Annotated in this window: 27 protein-coding genes; 4 read left to right on the plus strand and 23 right to left on the minus strand. The window is 41.1% G+C overall.

Annotated elements, in window-relative coordinates; genetic code table 11:
• Positions 1 to 2: 2 nt before the first annotated feature.
• A complete protein-coding gene (locus J655_RS13410) occupies positions 3 to 1,223 on the minus strand; it encodes an MFS transporter (protein ID WP_005802996.1) in 1,221 nt (406 codons plus the stop codon).
• 106 nt (positions 1,224 to 1,329) lie between these two features.
• Here J655_RS13410 and J655_RS13415 point away from each other — a divergent pair, with 106 nt between their 5' ends.
• Positions 1,330 to 2,118, plus strand: coding sequence for an AraC family transcriptional regulator (locus J655_RS13415; RefSeq protein ID WP_032005868.1), 789 nt, complete (start codon positions 1,330 to 1,332; stop codon positions 2,116 to 2,118).
• Here the strand turns inward: J655_RS13415 and J655_RS13420 are convergent.
• Together J655_RS13420 and def are read right to left on the minus strand one after the other, a co-directional pair.
• Positions 2,085 to 3,407, minus strand: coding sequence for a glutaminase (locus J655_RS13420; RefSeq protein ID WP_002060167.1), 1,323 nt, complete (start codon positions 3,405 to 3,407; stop codon positions 2,085 to 2,087). The genes J655_RS13415 and J655_RS13420 overlap by 34 nt on opposite strands.
• Positions 3,408 to 3,585: 178 nt before the next feature.
• A complete protein-coding gene (gene def, locus J655_RS13425; protein ID WP_032005865.1) occupies positions 3,586 to 4,068 on the minus strand; it encodes a peptide deformylase in 483 nt (160 codons plus the stop codon).
• 234 nt (positions 4,069 to 4,302) lie between these two features.
• Here def and J655_RS13430 point away from each other — a divergent pair, with 234 nt between their 5' ends.
• Positions 4,303 to 5,601, plus strand: a complete 1,299-nt coding sequence (locus J655_RS13430; protein ID WP_032005863.1) for an MFS transporter — start codon at positions 4,303 to 4,305, stop codon at positions 5,599 to 5,601.
• A gap of 61 nt (positions 5,602 to 5,662) precedes the next feature.
• Here J655_RS13430 and J655_RS13435 read toward each other — a convergent pair whose 3' ends face one another.
• The 14 genes from J655_RS13435 to J655_RS13500 form a co-directional block, all read right to left on the minus strand.
• Positions 5,663 to 6,859, minus strand: coding sequence for a hypothetical protein (locus J655_RS13435; protein ID WP_032005862.1), 1,197 nt, complete (start codon positions 6,857 to 6,859; stop codon positions 5,663 to 5,665).
• A gap of 155 nt (positions 6,860 to 7,014) precedes the next feature.
• Positions 7,015 to 8,655: a thiamine pyrophosphate-binding protein gene (locus tag J655_RS13440; protein ID WP_016141928.1), complete on the minus strand. Its 1,641-nt coding sequence runs from the start codon at positions 8,653 to 8,655 to the stop codon at positions 7,015 to 7,017.
• Positions 8,656 to 8,693: 38 nt separating this feature from the next.
• A complete protein-coding gene (locus J655_RS13445) occupies positions 8,694 to 10,160 on the minus strand; it encodes an aldehyde dehydrogenase (protein ID WP_005803007.1) in 1,467 nt (488 codons plus the stop codon).
• Positions 10,161 to 10,173: 13 nt separating this feature from the next.
• Positions 10,174 to 10,965, minus strand: a complete 792-nt coding sequence (locus tag J655_RS13450) for an aspartate dehydrogenase (protein WP_032052485.1) — start codon at positions 10,963 to 10,965, stop codon at positions 10,174 to 10,176.
• Between the two features lie 15 nt (positions 10,966 to 10,980).
• Entirely contained in the window at positions 10,981 to 11,775 is a 795-nt protein-coding gene (locus J655_RS13455) for an SDR family oxidoreductase (protein ID WP_005803011.1), read from the minus strand.
• A gap of 15 nt (positions 11,776 to 11,790) precedes the next feature.
• Positions 11,791 to 12,615, minus strand: a complete 825-nt coding sequence (locus tag J655_RS13460) for an alpha/beta fold hydrolase (protein WP_005803013.1) — start codon at positions 12,613 to 12,615, stop codon at positions 11,791 to 11,793.
• 35 nt (positions 12,616 to 12,650) lie between these two features.
• Positions 12,651 to 13,172, minus strand: a complete 522-nt coding sequence (locus tag J655_RS13465; protein ID WP_002117566.1) for a cupin domain-containing protein — start codon at positions 13,170 to 13,172, stop codon at positions 12,651 to 12,653.
• Between the two features lie 23 nt (positions 13,173 to 13,195).
• Positions 13,196 to 14,419, minus strand: coding sequence for an MFS transporter (locus J655_RS13470; RefSeq protein ID WP_005803015.1), 1,224 nt, complete (start codon positions 14,417 to 14,419; stop codon positions 13,196 to 13,198).
• 42 nt (positions 14,420 to 14,461) lie between these two features.
• Entirely contained in the window at positions 14,462 to 15,673 is a 1,212-nt protein-coding gene (locus tag J655_RS13475) for an NAD(P)/FAD-dependent oxidoreductase (RefSeq protein WP_005803017.1), read from the minus strand.
• Positions 15,674 to 15,701: 28 nt separating this feature from the next.
• Positions 15,702 to 16,631, minus strand: coding sequence for a VOC family protein (locus J655_RS13480; protein ID WP_005803019.1), 930 nt, complete (start codon positions 16,629 to 16,631; stop codon positions 15,702 to 15,704).
• 11 nt (positions 16,632 to 16,642) lie between these two features.
• Complete coding sequence (locus tag J655_RS13485; RefSeq protein WP_005803020.1) at positions 16,643 to 17,407, minus strand: SDR family oxidoreductase; 765 nt, start codon at positions 17,405 to 17,407, stop codon at positions 16,643 to 16,645.
• Positions 17,400 to 18,467: an aromatic ring-hydroxylating oxygenase subunit alpha gene (locus J655_RS13490; RefSeq protein ID WP_032052486.1), complete on the minus strand. Its 1,068-nt coding sequence runs from the start codon at positions 18,465 to 18,467 to the stop codon at positions 17,400 to 17,402. The genes J655_RS13485 and J655_RS13490 overlap by 8 nt, the downstream gene beginning before the upstream one ends.
• 16 nt (positions 18,468 to 18,483) lie before the next feature.
• Positions 18,484 to 18,783, minus strand: a complete 300-nt coding sequence (locus J655_RS13495) for a recombinase-like helix-turn-helix domain-containing protein (RefSeq protein WP_005070730.1) — start codon at positions 18,781 to 18,783, stop codon at positions 18,484 to 18,486.
• Between the two features lie 27 nt (positions 18,784 to 18,810).
• A complete protein-coding gene (locus J655_RS13500) occupies positions 18,811 to 19,116 on the minus strand; it encodes a non-heme iron oxygenase ferredoxin subunit (RefSeq protein WP_002117586.1) in 306 nt (101 codons plus the stop codon).
• Between the two features lie 273 nt (positions 19,117 to 19,389).
• Between J655_RS13500 and J655_RS13505 the strand changes: the two genes are divergently transcribed.
• A complete protein-coding gene (locus J655_RS13505; RefSeq protein ID WP_005803024.1) occupies positions 19,390 to 20,202 on the plus strand; it encodes an IclR family transcriptional regulator in 813 nt (270 codons plus the stop codon).
• A gap of 46 nt (positions 20,203 to 20,248) precedes the next feature.
• On the opposite strand, the gene J655_RS13510 is transcribed toward J655_RS13505, so the two are convergent.
• Positions 20,249 to 20,548, minus strand: coding sequence for a hypothetical protein (locus J655_RS13510; RefSeq protein WP_005803025.1), 300 nt, complete (start codon positions 20,546 to 20,548; stop codon positions 20,249 to 20,251).
• A 14-nt stretch (positions 20,549 to 20,562) separates the two neighbouring features.
• Entirely contained in the window at positions 20,563 to 21,144 is a 582-nt protein-coding gene (gene pnuC, locus J655_RS13515) for a nicotinamide riboside transporter PnuC (protein WP_005803027.1), read from the minus strand.
• A 245-nt stretch (positions 21,145 to 21,389) separates the two neighbouring features.
• Here pnuC and J655_RS13520 point away from each other — a divergent pair, with 245 nt between their 5' ends.
• Complete coding sequence (locus J655_RS13520; protein WP_032052487.1) at positions 21,390 to 22,178, plus strand: crotonase/enoyl-CoA hydratase family protein; 789 nt, start codon at positions 21,390 to 21,392, stop codon at positions 22,176 to 22,178.
• A gap of 111 nt (positions 22,179 to 22,289) precedes the next feature.
• Here J655_RS13520 and pgaD read toward each other — a convergent pair whose 3' ends face one another.
• From pgaD to J655_RS13540, 4 genes are all read right to left on the minus strand, one after another.
• Positions 22,290 to 22,709 carry a poly-beta-1,6-N-acetyl-D-glucosamine biosynthesis protein PgaD gene (gene pgaD, locus J655_RS13525; protein ID WP_002117522.1) on the minus strand — a complete coding sequence of 140 codons (420 nt, stop codon included), beginning with the start codon at positions 22,707 to 22,709 and terminating at the stop codon, positions 22,290 to 22,292.
• An 83-nt stretch (positions 22,710 to 22,792) separates the two neighbouring features.
• Positions 22,793 to 24,052 (minus strand): poly-beta-1,6-N-acetyl-D-glucosamine synthase, encoded by a 1,260-nt coding sequence (pgaC, locus tag J655_RS13530; protein ID WP_002117710.1) that lies wholly within the window; start codon positions 24,050 to 24,052, stop codon positions 22,793 to 22,795.
• Positions 24,053 to 24,065: 13 nt separating this feature from the next.
• Positions 24,066 to 26,060 carry a poly-beta-1,6-N-acetyl-D-glucosamine N-deacetylase PgaB gene (gene pgaB / locus J655_RS13535; RefSeq protein WP_032052488.1) on the minus strand — a complete coding sequence of 665 codons (1,995 nt, stop codon included), beginning with the start codon at positions 26,058 to 26,060 and terminating at the stop codon, positions 24,066 to 24,068.
• Positions 26,061 to 26,303: 243 nt separating this feature from the next.
• Entirely contained in the window at positions 26,304 to 26,642 is a 339-nt protein-coding gene (locus J655_RS13540; RefSeq protein ID WP_002117532.1) for an FKBP-type peptidyl-prolyl cis-trans isomerase, read from the minus strand.
• Positions 26,643 to 26,715: the final 73 nt, after the last annotated feature.

Consider the following 26,715-nt stretch of genomic DNA (forward strand, 5'->3'; position numbering starts at 1 on the left):
ATTTATTTTACTTTTGTGTTGGGTAAAAATGCAGTTGCAAAACCAAGTAATGGCAACAATGAACATAAACCAAATACCCATTCAATGCCGTTAATATCGGCTAAATGTCCTAACCCAGCTGCGGCAATACCACTTACCCCAAACATCAGACCAAACATTAAACCTGCAATCATACCCACACGGCCCGGAACAGCTTCTTGTGCGTAAACTACCATTGCAGCAAAAGCCGATGACAACACTAAACCTGCAATAATTGAGAAAACTGTTGTCCAAAATAGGTTTGCAAACGGCATCATTAATGCAAACGGTGCCATACCAACAAATGAAACCCAAATAACCGCTTTACGGCCAATTTTGTCACCAATTGGGCCACCTGCAAATGTACCTAAAGCAACGGCTGCCAAGAAGGCAAACAAATGCAATTGAGCTGTTTGAATACTGATATGGAACTTTTGAATTAAGTAAAAAGTAAAGTAGTTACTAATGCTGGCAATGTAGGTGAATTTGGCAAACATCAATACACTAATTGTGCTCAAAGCAATAATGAGCTTACGACCATGCAATTTAGTATGTGCTTGAGTTGCACGTGCAGCTACCTGATTTTTAGCATGGCTCACAGTCCAACGGCTTACCCCAAATAAAACCCAAATCGCCAAAAGTGCAAATATCACTAAGCCGGCAACTGCATGCTGTCCAAATGGGACAATGAGTAAAGCTGCTAATAATGGACCAATGGCAGTACCTGTGTTTCCGCCTACTTGGAAAGTCGACTGAGCTGTACCAAAGCGCCCACCCGATGCCATTCGTGCCACACGTGAAGCTTCTGGATGAAAGGTTGCAGACCCTACCCCAATCAGTGCAGATGCACATAACAACACAGCAAAACTTGGTGAAAATGCTAACAAGATAATGCCGCAGAATGTGACGACCATTCCGACTGGAAGTAGATATGGTTTTGGATGTTTATCGGTATAAAGTCCAATCCAAGGCTGTAGCAGTGAACCTGTAATTTGATATACAAACGAAATCAGGCCGACTTGAGCAAAACTCAGCGAAAAGTTTGCTTTTAGCATTGGATAGATGGCTGGTAGCACCGCCTGAATTAAATCATTCAGTAAATGTGCGACTGCCACGGCGCCTACAATTTTAATAATCATTCCTTGAGGCTGATCATTTGCAACGGTATTGGCAATACCATCTTTCAATTGTATTGAAGACGTCATACCTGAAAAACTCCAATATTTTTAAATGAGATGCTTATTGTAAATTGTCGCTTATAAAGTTATCTTCCAATAATCATCGTATAAGTGACAATTTTTAGGATAGTTTATGTCCGATTCTCTTATTCAGTCTGATTTATCTGAACTGGTGATTGGACTATCTTCCGAGCATTCTTACCGAGAAATCACTCCTACCCATACACATACACGTGCGCAGTTTTTATATGCGTCCACTGGCAACATTCAGGTGTTTACACCTAATCATGTGTGGATTGTGCCACCCATGTGTGCATTATGGATTCCAGCACATGTAGAGCACAGCGTGATTTCACTGAGTCACGTTAAGTTAAATACGGCATTGGTTGAAGTAAATGCAGCAGCTTTAATGGGACAACATTGCTTTATTATTCGAGTCAGTAACCTGTTACATGAGCTTTTGATTCGTTTAAATGAAATTGAACGAGAGGACACTCCAAATACAGCGACCTCTCAAGAGCTTTCCCGTTCTTTACAAATTTTGATTTTTGAAGAAATCCATCGCGCTAATTTGTTGTCTATTCAGATTCCGTGGCCTAAAGACAAAAGACTCTTAAAAATTTGCCAAGAGTTATTACATATTCCTGACCATTCAAAAGATTTAACAGATTGGGCTGATGATATTGGTACGAGCTCTAGAACTTTAATGCGTATGTTCCAAAAAGAAACTGGGCTGTCTTATCGGGCATGGGTACAGCAAATGCATATTGCACTTGCCTTGAGTAAAATCGCGAATGGTGAATCTATTGCTCAAATTTCAGAATCACTGGGGTATACAAACCCCAGCGCGTTCAGTGCAATGTTTAAGCGACATCTAGGAAAAACACCTCAGCAGTTTAGAAGTGCCGCGATGTCGCTATAAGTCTTTTTTTTTGCAGGTAGGTCATGCTTTTCGAGCAAATCATCGAAATCATGATAGACATGCAGTTCTCGATCTTTACCAGTTCTGGCATGATCTAAGCGCTGTTCAGGGTCGACTAAAACTAGAGTATGGCCGTCATCAATCAGACGATCTACGCCTTCTAAAAACATACGTTTACCCACATCGTGGATAAGTGAAATCTGGGTTAAATCAATCACGATTGTGCTTTGGTCAGTTGTCTCGTCTTGTAAAATACGCAATAACATTTCAGCCTCGGTAAATTTCAATACGCCCCGAAGCACATACACACTTAACGATGCATCTTTTCCTGTGCGGTAATGACTTTGTACAATGGTCTGGGCAGAAGGTGTACCTTCCATGAGATGTAATCCCATATCACGAGATAATCGTTCTAAAATATCGATACCTCGAACACTATGACCATGCTCATCTAGTCGAGGTGAAAAAGCAGCAATACTGACCTGCCCCGGTAGCACACCCAAGATACCGCCTGCTACACCACTTTTAGCAGGAATACCTACAGTTGAAAGCCAGTCACCCGCTGCATCGTACATACCACAGCTCATCATGACACTGAGGACTTGTCTAACTACAGATCGATTCAATAGGCGCTTTCCAGTTCTAGGATCGACCCCACCATTGGCAAGTACACTGCCCATACGTACCAAGTCTTTAACTGTAACCATGATCGCACATTGACGAATGTAACCATTCACAATATCGACAGGGTCAGTTTCCAAAATCCCCACCGTGCGCAACATATAACCGATCGAAAGATTACGGTAGGCTGTTTTGACTTCCGAATCATAAACAGACTCATCAAAACTTAATTCACGACCAGCAAGCTCGCTCATAAAACGGCGTAGAATTTCTGCGCTATGTAAACCATGCTTGACCTGAATCAAGGAATGTACAGTAATTGCGCCAGAGTTAATCATCGGGTTTTTTGGACGACCATCTTTACCCAGTGAAATTTCATTGAACGCTTCCCCTGAAGGCTCTACTCCTACTTTCGCAAGTACCGCATCAATGCCAAGCTGTTGTAAAACATAAGCATATACGAATGGTTTAGAAATCGATTGTATGGTGAATTCAACATCATCATCGCCGACCGAATAAATTTCACCATCTACCGTAGACATTGCTAAAGCTAATCGATTTGGGTTTGCATTTGCCAACTCAGGAATATAATCGGCGAGATGACCGCTGTTATCGATGTCACAGGCTTCTATAACATTTGCCAAATAATCTGGGAGAGGGGTTTGCATGGTCAGTAACCTTAAATGAGGAGATTTACAACATCGCGCAAAATTTCAGCACAACCTGCTGATAATATTAAAATTATATCTTTTGTAATGATTTAAATATCACGCTATAAGTATTGTAATTCCGATGACTTATCCTTTTCAAGCTCATTATAGGTTTTTCAAAACTTTAAACTAAAGATTAGCTTATTCTTTCTACAAACAATATCCCATTTAAATGATCGACCTCATGTTGAACGATACGAGCAGGAAAACCATGAAAAATCGTTTCCACCGTCTCGCCCTGAAGTGTTGAATATTTAACCTTCACCATTTCTGCGCGTTCAACTTGTCCACGTTCGTCTGGCACGCTTAAGCAGCCTTCTTCACCTAAACAAACTTCGTTTGAGAACTCTAATATCTCAGGATTCACCATGACTACCGCTTCCATTTCAGGTGCATCGGGATAGCGTGGATTTGGTCGAGATGCCACAATAATGACGCGTTTAGAGATGTAAACTTGCGGTGCAGCAATCCCTACTCCATTACGCTCAAGCATTGTTGCATGCATAGCGTCAGCAAGCTGATAAAGCCAATTACTGTTTAACTCATTTGCCGAGACGGGAGCAGCAATTAGTTTTAAAATATCTTCGCCACGCTTCGCGACAGGTAAAACTACACTCATCCTTTGACTCTCTCATTAAACTGGCTATAACAAGTTTTATTGTGTCGCTGAACAAGCCAAAAGAAAAGTCATTCCTACATCTGTTTTTGTTTTATCTAAAGCATTTTTTGTTTGAAAGCTTTTTGATCTGAGCAAGTTCAATCGACGTTGCTATATAGAACAAATTTCCTCCATTTACTTTTACTTCACTTTTCCATTAATATCCAAACTTCAATTACAACAATTAAGTAAAAAATGGATCAGGAATTAACTTTGCAGGATGCGAACTATCTTAATAAAGAAGATAAACGAACCCTCGCCCTTTCTTCATTGGGTGGAGCTTTAGAGTTTTATGATTTTGTGATTTATGTGTTTTACGCCAAAATCATTTCCGACCTCTTTTTCCCCAGCACACTTAGTCCGTTTTGGGCCATGCTCAATACTTACGGCATTTTTGCAGCAGGTTATTTTTTTAGGCCTTTGGGTGGGGTTGTTATGGCCCATTTTGGTGATTTGGTTGGGCGTAAAAAACTATTTTCGCTTTCTATTTTGCTGATGGCACTGCCTACCTTGTTTATCGGGATTTTGCCAACTTTTGAAAATATTGGGTATTTGGCACCGCTACTTTTATTACTCATGCGTGTAGTACAAGGGATTGCAATTGGGGGGGAAATTCCAGCCGCATGGACCTTTGTGTCTGAACATGTACCTGAAAGAAAAATCGGACTGGCAAATGGGTTACTCACCGCTGGGCTGTCTTTAGGAATTTTACTAGGCGCGCTCATGTCTTTATGGATTTCACTGAATTTTAGTGAAGGACAAATCCATGACTGGGCATGGCGTATTCCTTTCATTGCAGGTGGTATTTTTGGTCTGGTTGCACTTTATTTACGAACTTATTTAAAAGAAACGCCTGTGTTTAAAGCCATGCAGGCTCGTAAAGAAATTTCTAAAGAAATGCCTGTAAAACAAGTCTTAAAAACGCATAAAACAGCCGTTGCAATTGGCATGTTATTTACATGGTTTTTAACGGGATGTGTGGTGGTGGTGATTTTAGCCATGCCAAATTTATTAACTGGTACGTTTGGCTTTGAGCGCGCACAGACTTTTGAAATGCAAAGTGCTGCGATTGTTATGCAAATGCTTGGCTGTATTTTGGCAGGCTATTTTGCTGACCGTTTTGGCTGTGGCAAAGTCATGATGTTCGGTGCGCTTGCCGTAGCACTCACAGCAGCAGTTTTTTATAACAGTTTGGGGCATGCCGCACATTCAACTATTTTTGGTTTATATATGCTGTTGGGCCTATGCTCTGGTACTGTCGGCATGGTGTCGAGCAGTATGGTTAAAATGTTCCCCGCGCCTGTGCGTTTCTCGGGCATTTCATTTTCTTATAATTTGTCATATGCAATTGTTGGCGGTATGACCCTGCCTTTAGTGCATTGGCTCAGTCAATATAGTGATATTGGTGCGATGTATTATATTTTCGCGCTAACCATTTTGGCCTTTGTGACTGCCTTTGTGTTTTGGAATAAGTTTGAAAAAAACAGGTATTAAACGCTTTAACTTATTAAATAAAAAACCACGCCGATTGCGTGGTTTTTTATTGCTGCTTACTTTAGAAAGTAAAGCCAATATTAAAATTAATACGGTATAGCCATTTATCACTGTTTGGCGACGTAGCAGAGGTATAACCCGTTGAGTTGGTCGAGCCACCAATAATGTTGGAGTTTTTACCCCACGTATAATCTGCCCAAACCATAAATGGTGAAGCAATAAACATCATTCCTGTGGTATTCATTTGCGAATCTGACCAATCATCACGTTTTTTATCGAGATAACTATAGTCATTATAAAACTTAATGGCTTTTAGCTTGCCCATATTGGTCACAGGCAACGTATAGGCAAGGTTTAAACTGGCAATCGTCCCTTCCGAAGCAATGAAATAAGCTGGCGTAAGACCATTTGCCCCCATCAAAGTCATATCACTATTTACACCATCTGGATTTTTAGCATCGTATTGATAGTGGATGAGCGAACTTTGTAAGTTAAAGCGCTTATAGTTATTTTCAGTATGCAAACCGACTGCATAATATTTACCGTCTTTATCGGTAATATCATTATGAAGCTGGGCAATTGCCCCCGACACGCCAAACTCTTGCTTACCGAAATCAGTTTCTAACTTGCGAACAATGCGGGTATTCACCTGATTGCGCTTTTCATTTTGATAGGCTTTTTGAGATGGAAATGCATTTCCTGCCAAGTCATCATAAGTTGCACTTTCTGGTGAGTAGCGCAGGTTCGTCTCTAACATCTGCGGGTAATAACCGAGTTTTACATCCCAATCTTTGTCGTGATAATTCCAGTTAATCCCTGGCGCAATATTGTTGCCATAACCTAAAAAGAATGGGATGTGGTAGGTCCAACCATTTTGCGGATAAGGATAAATCGTAAAAGGTTTATAAACTAGACCTGCTTCAATGCTGTTATTGGCATCTAAGTTATAGCCAACATATGCTTTTTCAATGGACGTTTTCTGTTGGTCTTGAAACATATAACTGGCATTGATGTAGGCATCATCAAATTTACCTTTGAGGTCTACCCTGAAAATATCAAAATGAAGTTTTCCAAAACCACGGTTTGGCCCTTCCCAATCTTCATAACGTTGATTTAACCGAACCACCCCACCTAACTTTAATGAGTCGGTGCCGTCATCACTTTTCCATTCAAGCAATGAATCTTTTGCAAATGCATTGACGCTTACCCCCAGCGTAAGCGGTGCAATGAATGCCATGATCAATGAAGTCTTTTTCATCTCTACATCCTTGATTGAGTTCCAGCGTCCTGCTGGAACTTTATTTGTTTTACCTGTAAAACTTCGTTTTTATTGTTTTTTAGATAAAAAAATTTATCTAAAAAAAGGATGGCTTAGCAGCTCCCATCGCATATGTACTAAACCATCCAAACTGGTTAATACAGTTTCTTTTGCGGTGGACCCGCGAAGTTTAATGGTCCAATCGAATTCATATCGAGCTCGATCACAGTTGGTCCTTCAAAAGCGACAGCCTCTTGAATAACCGTTTTAAACTCATCTGCACTACCCACTTTCCAGCTCTTCACACCCATTGATTCGCCAAGAAGTTTGTAATCAGGTGTATGCAATTCATTGAAATACTGACGACCACCAAAGTAGTTATTTTGAATGCCACGCATTACGCCATAACCACCATCATTCATAATCATTAAGACCATGTTGGTGTTTTCTTGCACCATAGTTGCAATTTCACCAATACCCAACATTAAGCCGCCATCGCCGACTAAACCAATTACTTTTTTATCAGGGTTAGCAACTGAAGCACCGATTGCTGTTGCAAGGCCTAAACCAATTGCACCCGCGAGTGAGTGGATGTTTTGGTTTGGTGCTTGTACAGGGAATAAACGACTGCCCCATGTACTACCCGACATGGTGATGTCACGTACAAAAATGCCGTCTTGAGGTAAAGCTGCGCGCAAGTGATCACAAATTAATGCGTACTGATCGATTTGTTTACGCAGTGCATCAATTGCAGCCTGTTTAGCAGCCACTACAGCAGCATCGTAATCGGCATCAACTTTTGAAGTTCCTTGAAGCTGCTCTAACACACGTGTTAAGACATCTTTGGCATCGCCACAAATGAAGTTGCGGATTTTGTAATTACGTTGCTGAGCCACTGGGTTGGCATCCACCTGAATAATGTTTTCAGGGAATTCAACCGAATAAGTTTTAGTTTCATTACTACGTAAACGAGAACCCACCACAACCATTAAGTCAGCATCTTTTAATAACTGCTCAACACCTGCTGAGTTATGGAAAGCACCCAAACTACGTGGATGATCATCTGCCAACACCCCACGGCCATGTGTAGATGAAACAACCGGAATACCTAAATCTGCAATTGCTTTAACTTCGGCAACGCTATTTAAAGTTCCACCGCCAATCCAGAAAATCGGACGTTTTGCTTTTTTGATTTCGCTTACAAGAAGATCAATTTCTGCTTGCTCTGCCTGTGGTAACTCAAGTGCTTTGACTGGCCCTAAGTTAAGTGGCAAATCAATTTCTGCCGCCTGCACATCAATCGGCAGCTCAACACTAACCGGACCCATTGGAACTGTGGTTGCTACACGGATGGCTTCACGAATCACACCAACAGCATTGTCTGGGCTGGTAATACGGAACGCCGCTTTGCTTGATGCGCGCAAGAATGTAAGTTGGTCTTTAGTTTCATGGATGAAACTTGCATCACGGTCGAGATATTCACGCTCAACTTGACCTGTTAAATGCAATACAGGGCTACCCGCATTCATTGCTTCAATCAGTGAACCCACTGCATTACCTGCACCAGCACCCGTACTTGTTAACGCTACCCCTAGGCCTTTAAAGCGTGAGTGTGCATCTGCCATGGTGACCGCACCCGCTTCACCACGGGCTGCGACAAAGCGCATTTTTTCACGGCGCCCTACCGCATCGGCAATAGGTAAATTGTGGATGGAAATAACACCATAAATACTATCAACTTGGTGCGCTTCTAAAACTCTTGCGATTGCTTCGCCTACATTTACACGTTCAGTCATGTCTATTCCTCAAAATTTGTTTTCAGTCCTTGAATTTATTAATCGCACCAAGGGTTAGGCTGTTCATTCAGCCCCATATAAATACTCTTTTGTTGCATGTACGATAAAATGCCCAAACGGCCTTTTTCGCGTCCGATTCCACTGTCTTTAAAGCCACCAAACGGCGCACTAATCGAGAATTTTTTGTAGGTATTAATCCATACCGTTCCCACTTCTAAGGCACGTGCAATACGCCAAGCTTTGCGATAGCTTTCAGTCCAGATACCTGCAGCAAGGCCAAAACAACTGTCATTGGCTTGGGCAATTAAATCTTGCTCGTTGTCATATTTCATAACGACTAAAACAGGGCCAAAAATTTCTTCCTGACAGGTTTGAGCACTGTTATTTAAGCCCGTGATAATGGTGGGTAAGTAATAGCTTCCTTTGGCATAGTCCCCAGCCGTAAGCGCTTCACCACCAATTAGAACCTGACCACCTTCGCTTTTAGCAAGCTGCACATAACGGTCAACTGACTGCAAATGTTTGTCATTGACCAGTGGACCTAAATGCACACCAGCTTGTTCTGGATGGCCCACACGTAAGCCTTTGGTAATTTCAACCAAACGCGTTAAAAACTGATCGTAAAGACTACTATGAATAAACAAGCGAGAACCTGCGATACACGCTTGGCCTGCCGAGCTAAAAATTCCGTACGCCACACCTTTAGCTGCCAGTTCGACATCTGCATCCGGCAGAACGATGGTTGGTGACTTACCACCTAACTCAAGCGAAGTAGTAATCAGTTTGTCAGCGGCAATGTGTGCCAAATGACGCCCCGTGGTTGTTCCACCTGTAAAAGAAATTTTACGAACCAATGGGTGCTGAGCAATTGCATCACCAATCACAGAACCGCGCCCAACTAGCACGCTGAGTAAGCCTTTTGGTAAACCTGCTTCTTCAAAAATTTTGGCAAGCTCTAAAGCAATCAGTGAAGTCGCTTCAGCTGGTTTTAACACCACGGCATTTCCTGCTGCCAAAGCTGGAGCAAGCTTTTGAACTTCACTTGCAATTGGAGAGTTCCAAGGGGTAATGGCTGCTACAACGCCCACAGGTTCATGCACGCTCATGGTCATAAAGTCTGGAGCACGTTGAGTGGTGAGCTCATCGTTCAATGTTTCACATGCCGCAGCAACATAACGTGCAGTTGCCGCCGCGCTCATCACCAAGCCACGAGTTTCGGTTAAAGGCTTACCATTATCACGTGTTTGTAATTTTGCTAACTCATCTACACGCGCTTCAATAATGTCTGCAACTTTGTAGAGAATACGTGCGCGCTCATGCGGCAAACTGTTTCTCCAGCTCGGTTGACGCCAAGCCTGATCCGCTTTTTCAATTGCTTCATTTACATCTTCAAGCGTTGCTGTTGAAAGCTCAGCGTTTACCGACTGATCTGCCGGAAACAGGCTTTGAATGACTGCACCACGGCCTAATCGCCATTCACCTGCAATATAAATTTCCTTTGCCATGATCAAATCCTTCTTAAATCTGTATTGCTTCTACACTGTTGCGACAAGCACGAATCACGCTAAGCGCAGCCAAAGTTGATGTTTTTGGGTTACTTGGTAACGGCACGCCAACCAGTTCAATGGTCATTTGCCCAAAACCACCTTCTGCCACAATGGTGTGTTTGTTTTTGTTGATGGTTGGATCAACAGTTAACTCAACCATGGTTTCATCCATTCCAAGCCCTGCAAGTGCAATGGTTGCTGCAACGTTGGCATTCGCTGGAAATTTGGTCGCAGCTTCACGGGCAGTTCCTGTAAAAAAGACTGTAGCTTCAACAACATGGTCTAGATCGACCAATTGCTCTGCATAACTGCCCTTCCAGCTTTTTGGACTTTTGCAGCCTTTGTAAGTGACTTTTTGCAAACCACCTTCTTTGGCCGCAGAAATACCATCAATGCCTGCAATTGCCCCTGCAAGTAAATGCAGATGTGCATCATTTTTTTCGGCAGTTTGTTTAAGCTGAATCAGAAACTCACTATCAGCCAAAGTACCCACCGAGATCAGACCTATAGTCCAGCCTTTCGCCAAAACTTTTTGAGCATGCTCTTTCCCTGCTGCTTGCCCTGCCACTTCAATGACATAGTCTGGCGTACCATCACATTGCTCAATATCTGAAATCACCTGAATCTCTGAAGAAACTTGTGATTGCACTTTTTCAATACTGCGAGATGGCACAACAATCCATTTGAGTTGCAGATCTTGGGGCAAATGGGCATACACTTCTGCTGCCATTGCGCCGAAACCAATCATCATCAACTTTTTCATGACAGCACCTGATATTTATAAATGTTTGTTAAAACCACCCGAGACATCTATTGCCGAACCTGTGGTGTAAGATGCCAATGGTGATGCCAAGAAAACTAAAGCACGTGCAGGCTCTTCTGGACGGCCTAAACGCTGCATTGGAATACCGCGGTTTTTTGCGATATTGCCGGTCCATTCTTCCCATGACAGATTTAAATCTGAACGGGTTTCATAACGGCGTTTCCACTGTGCAGATTCGACCATTCCGAGTAAAATCGAGTTCACGCGAACGCCATATTGAGTAAACTCATGTGCCAACGAATGGGTTAAATTCAACAGCGCAGCACGTGCAGATGAAGTTGCAATCATGTGCGGTTCAGGTTGCAATGCCAGTAACGAGTTCACATTGGTAATAGAGGCATTTGCCGATTGTTTTAAGTCGTCGAGAAAAGCCCGTACCGGATGTAAAACACTGAAATATTTCAGCTCAATTTCTTTCATCCAGTCTTCATCTTGTGTGTTTTCAAAATTTGAAACACGACCTTGCCCAGCATTGTTAATGAGCATGTCCACATTGCCCAAATTGAGTTTGACGTCTTTGGCAAATTGCTGAACTTCTTCTTTTTTCAATACATTGCATGCTTTAGTAAAAATATTGGCATGCGGATATTTTTCTAAAATATAGTGCTTTGAAGCATTTAAACGTTCTTCATCGCGACCACACCAAGCAACTTTTGCACCCTCTGCAACCAGTATTTCAACAGCAGCCAGCCCAATCCCAGATGAGCCACCGGTAACAACTGCAACTTTTCCTTCAACTTGGAAGCTCATAATCCTTAATCTCTCTTACGATTGTTCCTGAATCGTCAACATAATTTGGTTAAATGCTTGCGGTTGGTCGACATAACTTAAATGTCCTGCATCTTCTATGACGAAGCGCTGTTCCAACTGCAATTCCTGAGCAAGCTCTTGTATACCTAACGCAGGAGTGATTTGATCTTGCTGCCCTGCAATGACTGTGCATGGGACTTTTAAATGGGTTAAGTAATTACGTATTTCGTCATATGCCAGTAAGTACGATGCATGGGTGAAACCTTTTAGAGTCAACTGCTGCATCACCTCTGAAACTAAAGCTAAGGCTTGTGGCTCTTGTTTATAAATCAAATGAGGTCCACGGCTTTCAGCCATTCCTTTAGCACCGAGTTCTTTCAACATTTTTGGTCTTTTTTCAAAAACCTGAATTTGTGTTTGTTCATCGTGGCGTTGATAGCCTTGTGCCAAGTTAGCAACAACTAAATGTTCCACTCGCTCTGGGTAAAGTGCAGCAAATGCACTGGCCTGTAAGGCACCTAATGAGTGTCCGACCACAATTGCTTTTTCAATTTTTAAAACATCTAACAATGCTGCCAAACGCTTTGCGTAGTCAGTAGCATTGGGCTGATCAGTTAAAAGTTCATCTGATTTGCCATAGCCCGGTGCGTCCCAGGCAATGACATGAAAATGATGAGACAGCACTTCAAGTTGGTTTACCCATGAAGCAGAACCTGAACTAATGCCATGCAACAGCACAAGGTACTCACCCTGACCGGCTTCCCGATAGGCTTGCTGTTGGCCTTGAACAGTAACGGTTTTCACCGGAAATTCTGCTAACTTTTCAATGAGTGTCATCATTTTCAATTCTTTCCTTCATTCACTTCATCAAACAATTAACGTTTGATTTGAGACAATGGATGCTCTGGTGGATAGTTCGGAATGGTTGGTTTACCTGTTCCTAACATCACACACATCAAGGCATCTTCTTGACCTGGGTTAAACAGACCACGGTAAATTCCCGGTGGAATTGAAATCAGATCACGCTCTTTTAAACGGGTTTCAAATTTTTCGCCGTTGTGCTCAATGAACAAATCAATTTCGCCGCGAAGCATAAAGAAAACTTCTTCAACATCGTGGTGAATGTGCAAAGGACCTTCACACTGTGGTGGTAGAACCATGGTTGAAAACGTGAAGTTTTCTGCTGGAACGGTGTTACCGTCATTTGCAACACCTGTTGCACCCGTACCCATGTAACGCATTTGTGCACGGCGATATTTCGGGTCGTAATCTGCTTGGAACTTCAAAGCATCGAAATCGTATTTACGTGTCTCAAAGCGAGCAATACGTGTGTTTAACCAATCTTCTAAAGAAGCACCCTCTGGTTGTGCCCACGATTCGAATTGTTGTGTAGTCATTTTTTAAACTCCTATACAGTGAATTAATAACGTTTTAAAAGAGGAACCAAGAACAACGACCCAATGACAGCGACAGCAGCCAAGAAGGTAATTCCTAAATTAAAACTGTGTGTTTGCATCACGATGTAACCGATAAGAACAGGCGCAATTGCACTTGCAAAATTACCTAAACCGTTAAATATTCCACCCGCAGTCGCCCCTACATTTGAGGTCGTGACTCTTGCAAGCAGAGCAAATACAGCTGCTACTCCAAAACCCCATGCCATAGCACTTAAAGACATGGCAGCAATAATCAATAATGGCTCAGTCATAATGACCATCACATACATGAAGATGCCCGCGAGTAATAAACCGCTAAATACTTGAATTGCGCGGCGGCCTAACTTGTCAGATAAAAACGCACCGATAATTTCGCCAATTAACATGGCAATGAATGGAAAGCTTGAATACATCCCAAACTCTTTGAGATTGAATCCTTTGTCTTGCATTAGGTAAGAAGGAACCCAGCTGTTTAAGCCCCACAAATACGTCATCAACGCAATGTTAAAGAGACAAACCAACCAGAATGCGCTGTTGCTGAGCAGCAATTTAGTATTGGCAATGTGACCTTTGAAATTAGTGCGTTTACTCTCGCCCTCAATTTCGACAGTTTTCTTGAGCTGCAAGTTACGCAGACCAAAAACAATGCTAAAAATCGCAATCAGGGTTAGCGCAGCCATCACAAAAAAAGTGGTATGCCAGTCGTGGTGAGCTAAAACATTTGCAGTGATCGGGAACCCAAGGAATGCACCAATCGGTGTTCCAAGTAAGAACATGGTAGAAGCACGTGCCTGCTGACGGTCCGTATAAGTCTGCTTAACAATGGTGTATGCCAAGGCAAATAACGGGCCTTCTGCTAAACCAAGCAGTACACGTAAAACCAACATGCCTGAATAACTGGTGGTGAACCCCATACAGAACATGAGTACGCCCCACGACGTTACGCTCCAGAACAGCATTTTCTTTGGGTTAAAGATGTCACCCAAAAAGCTTAGAAAGACTGATGAAAAACCATAAGCAAGTAAGAAACTTGTCATGAGCCATCCGAGCTTGGCCTTATCTTCAGCAATTCCCATTGCACTTTGAAAATGAGGATCTGAAAATAAAACCGCAATACTAATCTTGTCGAAAAACGCCAGTACCACACACACCATAAGGACAAAAGCAGGTACCCAATGCTTCAATCCACTTTTTTCTTCATTACTCATGTGTCATTCCTTCGATTTGGTAATGAGAACCAGATTTAATGTTTACGGTTTTAACTTCATGACATTAAATTCAGCATCTGCTAATAGTTTTGGATCTAAAACGGTGTTGGCTTGCATCCAACGTTTTGCCAGTTTGATCAGTTTAGAATCATTAATGGCAATCATATTGAGCAAACGATTTTCATGGTCCAGATATAAATAGCTCACCTGATCTTCCCCACCTTGGCGAATGACTACTTCCTTAGTTTTTTCAGGTTGATACGTACCTAAAATCTGGATATTAAAGTGATATTGATCTGACCAAAGCCATGGAATATCGCTATATTCGGTTTCAATGCCGAGCATTGACTTCGCAGCTGCAATCGCCTGATTTTGTGCATTTGCCCATGACTGAATGCAATAACCCAAGCCCGGATGAATCGCAACATCACCTGCGGCATAAATGTTTTGATCTGAAGTTTGCCCAAAACAATTCACTACAATGCCATCTTTCACATCGAGACCAGCATGTACACCTAACTCTTTGGCAATCTCAGCGCCTGCACCTACTACGACACAGTCAAATAACTGGCTATTTTGTGGGTGATTCACCACTTCAACTTTTTGATTTGGCGCTTCAACTAAATGAAGACTCTTGCTGTCTAAATGAATTTTTGTACCTTGAGTTTCATGCATATTTTTTAAAAATGCAGAAACTTCCGGACTCACGCTTCTTGCACATAAACGATCGCCATATTCAAATATATGAACATCTTTACCTTGCTTACGTGCAGTTGCAGCAATTTCTAAACCAATCCAGCCACCGCCAATCACAGCGACATTTTTTGCATTCTTTAAAATTTCAGCCAAACGTTCACAGTCATGCACATTGCGTAAAGTCACAACATTTGGAATGAACTGCCATGTATTGACGGGTACACGCGCACGGCTTCCAGTTGCAATCAGCAATTTGTCATACGGCAAAACCTGACCACTTTCTAAATGAACCTGTTTTTGCTCACGATCGACTTTTGTCGCAATTTCCGGTTTATGCCATTGAACGTTGAACTCTTGAACCTGTTCAGGAGAGAACAGATTCAAACTTTCATACGTTGCTTCTTTTGAAAGTACTTGCTTAGACAATGGCGGACGTTCATAAAACACTTGATCTTCATTTGAAACCACGTGAATTTCACCCACATACCCATTTTGACGCAAGGTACTTACTGCCCAACCCGCTGCCTGTCCGGCACCTACAATTACGATCTTTTCCATAGCCATCTTCCTTGTAAAGCAATACCTGTTAAACAGGCTTCACCTGACGGCGGGTTGTGTCATCAAGACCACCCTCAATCGCCCATTCAGTGAAAAGCTCTAGACGATGTTCTTCTACACGTGGTTGCCATTCTTCTGTCAAATAATCATCGTTGGTGTAGTATTCAAATGCACCACCTAATGGTGAGTTGACGTACCAGAAATAAGCAGAAGAAATTGGATGACGTCCTGGTCCAATAAAGGTTGACCACTCCGAACGATTCATATTTAAACCGCCCCCAATCACCTCATGGATATCACGTACTACAAACGCAACGTGATTTAAGCCAGCAGGTTTATTTGGAACACTGAGCAAGAATAAATCATGGTGATAACCTTCACCGCGGCAACGTAAGAATGCACCGCGATTTTTGTAAGCATCAGATAAATGGAAACCTACTTTTTCAATATAGAAGTTTTCAGTTGTTGCCAAATCCGGTGTGAAGAACACCACATGTCCAATCGCAACAGGTTGACCTTTTTCATAGACAGGACTTGCTGCATTCACACGTTGAATGTTGCCGTATTGGTTAATACCTTCCGTTTTAAGTTCAGGTACTTCTTTAACAAAACTTTGTTCAAAACGAATGGTCATGCCATTTGGGTCAATACACTCAACTGTATTTTCAGTACGTTTAAAACCTTCTACATCGGCCAAACGAGCTGCCAAGTCATCAAGGTCTTGAGCACTATCAACGCCCCAAGTCACTTCACGTAAAGTTGAACCTTGTTCAATAGCAGTCGGCAAACGCTCATCATCACAATTAAATAGATAAATCTTGCTACCATTTTGGGTTTGGTAAAGATCAGTGCCTTCAATATCCGAAGTACTTTTGCTTAAACCAAAATCTGCCAAAAACTTGTTTGAAGCGGCTCTATCTTCAACTCCAAACTTTAAAATCTCGATCCCTGTAATCATTTGACTACTCCTTAGTTAAAGACAAAACCGCCATTGACCGGAATATTTTGACCTGTCACAAAAGAGGACAAATCCGACAGTAGATACAATGCTGTTCCATTTAAATCTTGTGGAAGTTGCTGACGTTGAATCGCTCTTCCGTTGACATATAAATCGTGACGTTCTTGAGGCACATACTCGGTTGCTTCAACCAGAGTAAGGCCCGGTGACAATGTGTTGACACAGATATTAGATTGTCCCAACTCTCTTGCCATTGAACGCGTCATGGCAACAATTGCACCTTTACTAGCAACATAAGCCATCAGGTTCGGTGCGCCCCAAAGTGCTGTATCGGAAGCAACATTAATGATCTTGCCTGCAGCCGATTGCTTTAAATGGGGAACGCATGTCTTACTGATGAGCCATGTGCCTTTCACATTAATATTCATGACCCGATCCCAAAGTTCAGGATCATAATCAATCATATTTTTTCCACCGACATTGGTTGCCAGTGCCGCACAGTTCACAAGGCCATCTAGTCCTTGTAATACTTCCACACTTTTTGCAACCGCATTTTCAATAGAGTCTGCATTGGCAAGGTCAACGGTGACAGCATGAACGTTTAGCCCTTGTTGCTGTAACGCCTGTGCTTCTTGTTGCACCAAGTCAGACAAAATATCTGCCATCACAACTTCAGCACCTGCCTCGGCAATCGCTTGAGCGAAATCTCTACCTAAACCACGCGCAGCACCAGTCACTAAAACTTTTTTGCCTTGCAACAACGCTACATTAGCCATGAGCTTCTTCCTGCATCTCGATACGGTTTGATGCATTTAGTGCAGCAATTTTCTTTAATTGCTTCTCAGCTTCTTTTTTCATTAAACGGCGTAAACGTGCAAGACCAACATCGTGTTGATAGAGAAACTCTTTTTCACGCGCATTTGGCGCAAGATTTTCTAAAATAATTCGGTCTTGTTCCAATACATCCCAATGCAATTGTTCTAAGTGATTGCGATATAAGAAACGCCATACATTACGTTGCCAACCACTCACCTTACGGCAGTGCCAGAAAAATACGCGAGTATTGTTGGCATCAATTGGCGTTGCATAACCCACAATCCAGAATTCACCACCTGGGCCAAATTGTTTACGGTATGGAATTGAAAGACGTAACCAGCTTGCACCTGTTGAACCATATTCAACCCAGTCAAAGTTCACACCTGTTTGACCTTCTTTTTCAAAAACAAAGCCATTATCGGTCGTGCGGTGCTTCATCTCTGCAGTACGTTCACCATCTGCCATCGAGTGCGATGTCGCATGTAAATAGGTCCCGTGCATTGGGTCCATCACATTATCAATCGCGTATTGATGGTTTACTTTCCAGTCTGCTTGGCAAAGGAACGCACTCCACTCTTCACTTGCAAGTTGCTCTGGGAACTCAAGCGGTGCTGGTTGTTCATTTGCATCAATACCAAACCAGATAAAGATTGCGCCATGTTGCTCAATGACAGGATAGTTCTTTAAACATTTAGTGCCGGTCATTGGACATTCATGAACCGCTGGCACATCAGCAACTACACCATCAGCACGAACTTCAACACCGTGATACCAGCAAGCAACTCGGTCACCCAAGTTCCAACCTAGGGAAAGACGAGCACCGCGGTGTGGACAGCGATCTTCAAGTGCATGAACCTGACCTTCGGCATCACGCCAAACCACGATATTTTCGCCTAAACGGGTAATACCGACTGGATTAGCAGCGACTTCCCAACTTGCCAAAACCGGATGCCATTGGTCACGTAAACCAAGTTCTAAATATTCTTCAGCGCTTTGTGAAGTTGATACGATTGCGTTCATTTTATTCTTCCCTGAATCAATAACCTAAACGTTGCATTTCTTCTGTAAAGCTTGCAGAAGTCCATTCATCACCAGATTCACAGCGGAAACCCTGTTGATTAAGTGCAGAAACAACGTCATCTAACTCTGTTGCGCCCGCAGAAAATGCCTGAATCAAGTTTTTTACAAAATCCTGTTCATAGAGAGTTGGCTCTTTATAACGTGTCTGCCAAACCAACAATTCAGATTGACCTGGAATTTGAATATTGTTGATACCTGCTTCGGTTGCCGGCGTTGCATGAATCCAGCTTGCCAACTTTTCATTAAATGTCTTCATTGTTCTGCTTCCTTGTACATGTGAGGACTAGAGTTGAATTTGAATATCCTGTCCTTCAACACGAACTGGGTACGTACATAGGTTTCTACACCCTGGCCCACTTTTTAGCTCACCTGTTTGAATGTCAAAAATTGCTTCGTGCAATGGACATTCAACAGTCTGATCTTCGATAAATCCTTCGGTTAATAAGGCATACGCATGAGGGCAAACATTTTCGATAGCAAAGTAATTTTCATCGACGAAAAATACGCCTATTTTTTTCCCTTCAATTTCGATGGCTTTCGGCTCATCTTCGCTAACGTCACCCTGCTGACAAACTGAGATCCAACTCATACCTTGCGTCCTCATTTTGTTTTATATACAAAACATAATTTGATTTTCAAAACACAAGCTAAGCATAATCCCCTTGATCATTTTTTGTCAAAGTAAAAATAATTATAAAATTCATTAGTTTACTAATTTTTAAATATTTTGTTACGTTTCAAGAAGGAAACAAAGTTTTAAATATAAAAATTGTTTTATGCATTTTTAACAATTACAATAGTTATAAAATAAAGCAGCATGCCCCAAATTGAATCATGTTTTATTTATAGGAAAATGACACGAATGAGCATAGCAATTGAAGAAGATTCGCACGAATCGGAAACAACAAAAAATGATGACCGATATTTAGTTCCCGGACTTGTACGGGGTTTAGCTATCTTGCAAGCATTTAATCAACAAGCGCAAGAAATGACCATTACAGAAATTGCTGAAATTTTAGAAGTGAACCGTTCTAGTGCATTTCGTTTGATTTATACACTCGAATCTTGCGGTTATTTAAGAAAAGCATCTCAAAAAACTTATGCTCTCGATTCCAAAGTCATGGAACTTGGTTTTAACAGTTTATCTAAACTTTCATTACTTGATTTATCGACACCTTTAATGAAAGAACTACGTGACCAGACCAAACTCGCGGTACATCTTTCTATTTTAGAAGGCACTCATATTGTCTTTGTAAATAATATCCAGTCGATGGGAACCTTCACGAGCAACATTAGTTTAGGAACTCGCTGGCCTGCCCATGCAACCGTGATTGGTCAAATGCTTTTATCTGATTTACCTGAAACTGAAGTACGTCAGCGTTACCGCAATTTTAGCGATTGGGACAGTTTCTCTGAACTGACGCCAACCAATTTAAAAGCGTTATTGCAAAGGCTTTCATACGTAAAAACTCAAAAAACCATGGTGAGCTGGGGTCATTACAATCACGATATGGCAGCCTGCGCGGCGCCTATTTTTAAACAGTCAAATGGTAAAATGGTCGCTGTTATCTCTGTAAGTTGTCCAATTACCACTTACGATGAAAGAACATTTAAAGAAGATATCGCAAACCTAGTTGTTGAAACAGCGAATAAAATTTCCAAATTTATTTATTAAAAAAAAGCGACGTTAAGTCGCTTTTTTTTAGATTTTATTTTATAAATCAAAAATTACTTTTTAAAACATTCCCATTCATATCCTGAAAGATAATTGTCGAATTATTTTCTTTAATATCAAATTTCAAATACTGTTGTTTAAACTGAATAACTGCATAAAACTCTTCAGCACCATCATCTAAACCAGTAGCTGAAATCTGGCTACCTTGTGGAAAACCGTTGAGCCATGCAGCGTTATAAAAATCAGATACAGAATTAAATTCACAATATTCTTTTGGCTTGGCCATTATTTTTGCAGCCATTTGATCAAACTGTTGTTGTTTATAAACCTCTAAGCTCAACAACATGATCGCTCTCCAAATTAAAGCTGGTTTGAGGCTAAAAGCTGTTTCTTTTTAACTTTTTCCCATTGATACCAACCATAAGCGGCCATCATAACAAATGCTGCATATAACGCAGCTGTTAAAAATAAATCTTTATAGATGAACATCCCGACATAAATAATATCGACAAATACCCAAAGTATCCAAGTCGCAATATGTTTTCGGCTAGTCCAATACGTTGCGAGCAAACTAAATGCGGCAAGTTGTGAGTCGAGCATAGGAACTGCTGCATCGGTAAAGTTTTTAAGAATTAAGCCAAAAAGCAAACCACCTACCGCAGCAATAATCATTTGGATGATAGCGGTTTGAACTGCAATCGGTTCAATTCGAATATCGTGATCTTGCTGCTTTCCTTTAAGCCAGTAGTAAAAGCCATAAAAATTTACCACCATAAAAAAGAACTGCAAAATCGTTTCGCCATATAGCTTAAATTCGTAAAACAAATACGCATATAAAACAAAGGCAAAGAAATTAAACAGCCAACACCACATATTACGGATTACCGTTAATCCGACTCCAATCAGGCTAATCAAGACCGCAAAGATTTCTAGAGGTGACATAAAACAGCTGCTTATTGAGATCAATTTGACGAGGTATTATGAGAAAAATATAAAGCTAAGCAAACTGCTAATTTAAATAAATGATGGAAATTAAAGTTATCTTAGGATTGGTCCTTTCGCATGAATTTGATTTACTTCAATACATAGACAAAAGAAATACTGATCGAGTCATCAACAAATTATATTTGCTAGTTTTTAAATGATTGTTTAAAACATGATTAAAGACAAATAAAGAGCATGACAATATGTCAAATCAAGAAGGAAAAGTCAGCCGTGAAACTCGCGGGCATATTTTTTTAATTGGTCTAGATCGGGCAGCAAAACGTAATGCTTTTGATAGTCACATGATCAAAGACTTATCACTAGCACTCACTGAATATGAAAATAATGATGCCCTGCGCTGCGCGGTTATTTTTGCTCATGGCGATCATTTTACAGCTGGTTTAGACCTAGTTGAGTTACAACCTAAACTCGCTACAGGTGTTTTTGATTTTAGTGAAAATGAGATTAACCCTTGGGGCACAATCGGCCAAAAGCTCAGTAAACCTTTGATAGTAGTGGTACAAGGTTATTGTTATACCGCTGGTATAGAACTATTTCTTAACGCAGATATTACGATTGCGAGTGAAAATACACAATTTGCTCAAATGGAAGTTCAACGTGGCATCTTACCTTTTGGCGGAGCTACTGCACGTTTTACTCAAGCCGCAGGCTGGGCCAAAGCCATGCGTTATTTACTCACTGGTGACTCTTTCGATGCAAAAGCAGCATTTGACATGAACCTGATTACCGAAATATGCCCAGAAGGCTCTCAGCTCAACCGTGCAATAGAACTTGCTGAATATGTTTCGCAAGCTGCTCCTCTTGCTGTAAAAGCGACTCTCGCCTCTGCTCGCGAAGCCATTAATGAAGGTTATGAAACTGCTTTTAGCCAATTACAGGGTCATCTTCAGCCTTTACTCACCACAGAAGATGTTCAAGAAGGTGTGTTTGCCATGTTGCAAAAAAGACCGCCTGTTTTCAAAGGTAAATAATACCCGCACAAGCACTGCACTCTACAGTTTAAAACTTATGGATATACTGAAATTAGCGTAAAAAAAGCCCACATGATGCGGGCTTTTTTCATTAATTTTCATTAATCTTCTTTATTCAACTCTAACGATTTTACCTAATTCATCATGGTGAACGACTGTAATTTTCTGACTACGTCCCTGCTCAATTTCATGTTCAGGTAAATCAAAATAGCGCGCATAATCATCTGTCTGTTTTGCTTTAAGCGCATTACCGCCAACACGATGCTCAGGCAGCACATGACTCCACAACAATAAGCAAATTGCACAAGCAATTAACGCAGTAATGCCATGTTCAATGCCCAAACCAAAGGCACTAAACAAACGGTGAACTAAATGTGTTTTTTGGAGTTCAGCCAATACCCAGATCAGTACAAATGGACGCCACAGCAACAACCAAACCGCCCACATCATGGCCGTGCTTGTTGTAGAAGCATAGCGTTTATGCCATGGTAATTGACGGCGTAAATCAATAATCAACGAATTTGTCTTCATTTCTCTCTTTACCTAACGAAGTGCTGCGGTTTTCCCCAGACATCAATACAGCACGATCTTTAAAATCTCATGACTCTTGCATTTCATCCACGAATGCCCCGATCCGGGCTCACCCAACGCGCACGTTTCTCATCTCCACGTTTTAAAACTTTCGGAAATGCCACAATAGTTGCCGAGATGGTGATTAGCCAAAAGACCAATGGATACCAGATCATCCAGAAATAGTTTTTTCCTAGATGTGGTTCATAACGACTATCCATCCATTTGCTTAAAGCAAACTGAATGAGACAAGTCGCCCCCAATAAAATACCGCTACCATACGGTAAAAATGGAGAGCTCACAACGGCTAAAGCAGGGACTGGTAAAATAAAATGTACCAACCATAATAAAGCCATCGCGAGCATTAAATATGACCAAACTAAGGTTAAGCACAGCTCAAACATTAATGGCCATAAAAAATTTAATTTTGGCTTAGTGAACACATCAATATTTTTAATTAATACCTGTGCCCCACCCATAGCCCAACGTAAACGTTGTTTCCACAAACCATTTAAAGTTTCAGGCATTAAAATCCAGACTAAGGCATTCGGTTCAAAACGAATGTCCCAACCTGCACGCTGCAATTTCCAAGTAATATCGATATCTTCAGTCAACATATTTGGTGACCAATAATCGACTTGGTGAACAGCGCTCTTACGAAAAGCGGTAATTACACCCGATACGGTAAATAAGCGTCCAAAGGTACGTTGTGCACGTTTAATCATGCCAACAATCGAAGAAAACTCACCGACCTGAATACGCCCTAGTAAAGTTGAGCGAGTACGGATACGCGGGTTACCCGTAACCGCTGCAACTGTTGGATTTTCCTGAAAATGACGAATCATCCACTTTGCTGCATGAGGATCAAGTAAAGCATCGCCATCAATACCAATTAAAAACTCGGCATCGGTCATTAAGCTTCCGGCTTGCAACCCCATTGCTTTACCTTGGTTTTGCGCCAAATGAACAACACGTAGTTTTTCATGTTGTGCTGCTAAACGGTCGAGTACCTCACCAGTATTGTCCGAGCTACCATCATTAATCGCAATGACTTCAAAATGAGGATAGTCCAGTTTTAATGCATGGCTAATGGTTTCTTCTGCATTATCCCCTTCATTAAAACAAGGAATTAACACAGCGACTTTTGGATAACTCTCTAATGGAGCTGGTTGATCGTAAGGCGGGGCCTGACGTTCTTTCCAATAGAAAATAATCGCGCCAATCATCCATAAATACGACATGAATAATGGATAATAGAAAACGAATTTTAAGGCATGCGACCATATTGCAGCAAAGATTGTCATGTTTTAGCCTCAACTACGGCACAAGACGAGATGATTTTTCAGCAAATGCTTTATGCATAGTGTCCACATCCGGATGATCTTTAATTGGGTCATCTGGGTAATATCCGACATGCATTACACCTTGCTGATAAAGAGAATGAATTGTTGCGGCCATTTCAGTTGAAGGTACCTTTTCGTTTTTACGCCAGTCGGTTGCCTGTAATTCAAAAACAGTTTTCTTAATGCCATTTGGATATTGTTTCACACGATCAATCATGTCTTTATAGAATTGATCAGAGTTATCGACCTGTTCCATATAAGGCATTGCCATAATAGCCGTAAAGTCATAGCGTTTTAACGACTCTTCAAGCGATTGTGAATACCAGTTTTCTGCATATGGTTTTAAAGCAACTTGCGCATATAAGTTACGTGCGGTGAGCAAGAACGGTTCATATTGTCGCACGTCATCAACAAGTTGCATTGCAAAATCATCTAGATATTTTGTCTTATATGCAGTCCACTTTTGCAAATCTTGATCGTTATCGCGAATTTTTGCCAAATCTGTAGGTAAACCTTGTTTCGCATAAGCTTTTAAGGCATCTGGGCTTGCATCTTCATAGTCAGATAAGGTGACGTCGTCATGGAATAAAATTCCGTTAAATGAAGATGACTTAGCCAAATCTTGATAAATCTCACGAATAGTTTGGCGTGCGTCTGCTGAGAACGGACTTAAACGGATATACCCCATGTTGAGGTGTTCACCAGATTTTGCCTGTTCTGTCACCACCAAATCCTTAGAAACAGGATCAGTTTTTGGTAATTCCCATGCCAATAAAGGCATCCACGCATAAATACGACTTACAGGCGTACGCGTTTGAATTTGCCATGCTACACGGTTAAATAAGTCGGCACGCATTGGAAGGTGACGGTTCGGGAAATACACCATATCAGCAGAGCCATTCGCATCTGGATCTGAAAATGCTTGTAAATAGACTGTATTTACGCCCATCGCATTAATTCGGTCTAACAAATGACCTAAATTACGCTCTTGCTGTTTCGGGTCTGGATCATAAATATAGTCCAGATCGACATGCATAATTTTTTGCGGACGATTGTTATCCGTTAAATTCAATTCACGATTTTTAATTTCTTGAGCCAAATCATCAGTCGTCATATCGCCTTCTACCAAAATACGGCTCATATTTTGAAGAGATTGTTTCGCGTGGTCTGCCCCATCATCAAGTGTAATGGTAATTGGCATACCAAGCTTTTTAGCAATTTGAACTGTTTGCATATTATAGCGACCATAAGGCCATACCATAATACGTGGTGAACGTAAGCCGTGTGCTTTAAGTAGTTCGTTATTTTTCTTTAAGTCGTTATAGATACGTGACTGATATTGTGCATCGTTCTCGTAAGTTTGAGTTTTTACATCATAAAAACGAGTGGTTGCAGCAGGTTCAGAGTTCCCTTGCGGGTTGCCTGTAATACCGCGATGCAAATGATAGCTATGGCTTGCGATCTCAACAAAGCCACTATCTTGCATTTCTTTCAGCTCAGGCCAGCTTAAGATTTTATCGCGTGGAATTTCTTCCCCTGAAAAATCGACTTTCTGCCCTGCTTTTGGCTCTAACCATGAACCTACTACTGCGAGTACTACAGGGATTTTTTTAGCTTTAATGACAGGATAAGCATTTTGATAAAAAGATTGATAACCATCGTCTACAGTTAATAGAACAGGTTTTGTAGGTAATTGAAATTTACCTTGATGAGCACGGATCAACTGATCAACCGTAATAAAATGGAATCCATTTTTTTGCAGCCATTCAACATGCTGTGTAAATTGTTGAGTCGTCACTGCATATTGAGGAATTAATGCATTTTTAGTATCGGTAATTTCATGATAACCAATCACCGTAAGTGTTGACGCGTCCAGTTTAGGTGGTTTGGCTAATGCCATGCCTGACAAACCTGCCAGAGCTAAGCCAAGTGATATGTTCAACAAAGGAGATGCAAAGCGGATAATCATGAAATAGCGTCTCAATAACAATATAGATTATTTATGCGAAGTTTGATTTTAAGACGCAAACTTTTTGAAATTTGGTCTTAATGTCAGGCTGCCCATAAATGAACAGTTTCTCAGTCAGCATTTATAATCAAATAATCTGAAAATAATCTTAAATATTTAAAAAGCTAAAATATAAATTAATAATGTATTTATATTTAAAGCTCATATAAACAAGAAAGCCCCCTAAAGGGCTTTAAATTTTCACTAGTCACGAGTTTTGACATCGAATAATTCAATTTCAAAAATTAAATTAGAATTAGCAGGAATAATCTTACCCATTTTACGCTCGCCATAAGCTAAATGAGCAGGTACGATTAATTTACGCTTGCCGCCAACTTTCATTCCCATAATGCCTTGGTCCCAGCCTTTAATTACACGGCCTGTTCCAATCACACATTCAAAATAATTACCGCGATCAATTGAAGAATCGAATTTGGTGCCATCTTCTAACCAACCTGTGTAGTGAGTTGTAATCAAAGCACCTTTAACCGCTTCTTTGCCTTCACCTACTTTTAAATCGATAATTTCTAATTCATTTGACATGGTTTACCCCTTAATCTGAATCTTTAAAATCGCAATTGGTACTTAGTGTACCAACTGAATCTGTAGAATTTGT

The sequence above is a fragment of the Acinetobacter sp. 1294243 genome (assembly GCF_000588015.1).
Lineage (GTDB): Bacteria > Pseudomonadota > Gammaproteobacteria > Pseudomonadales > Moraxellaceae > Acinetobacter > Acinetobacter pittii.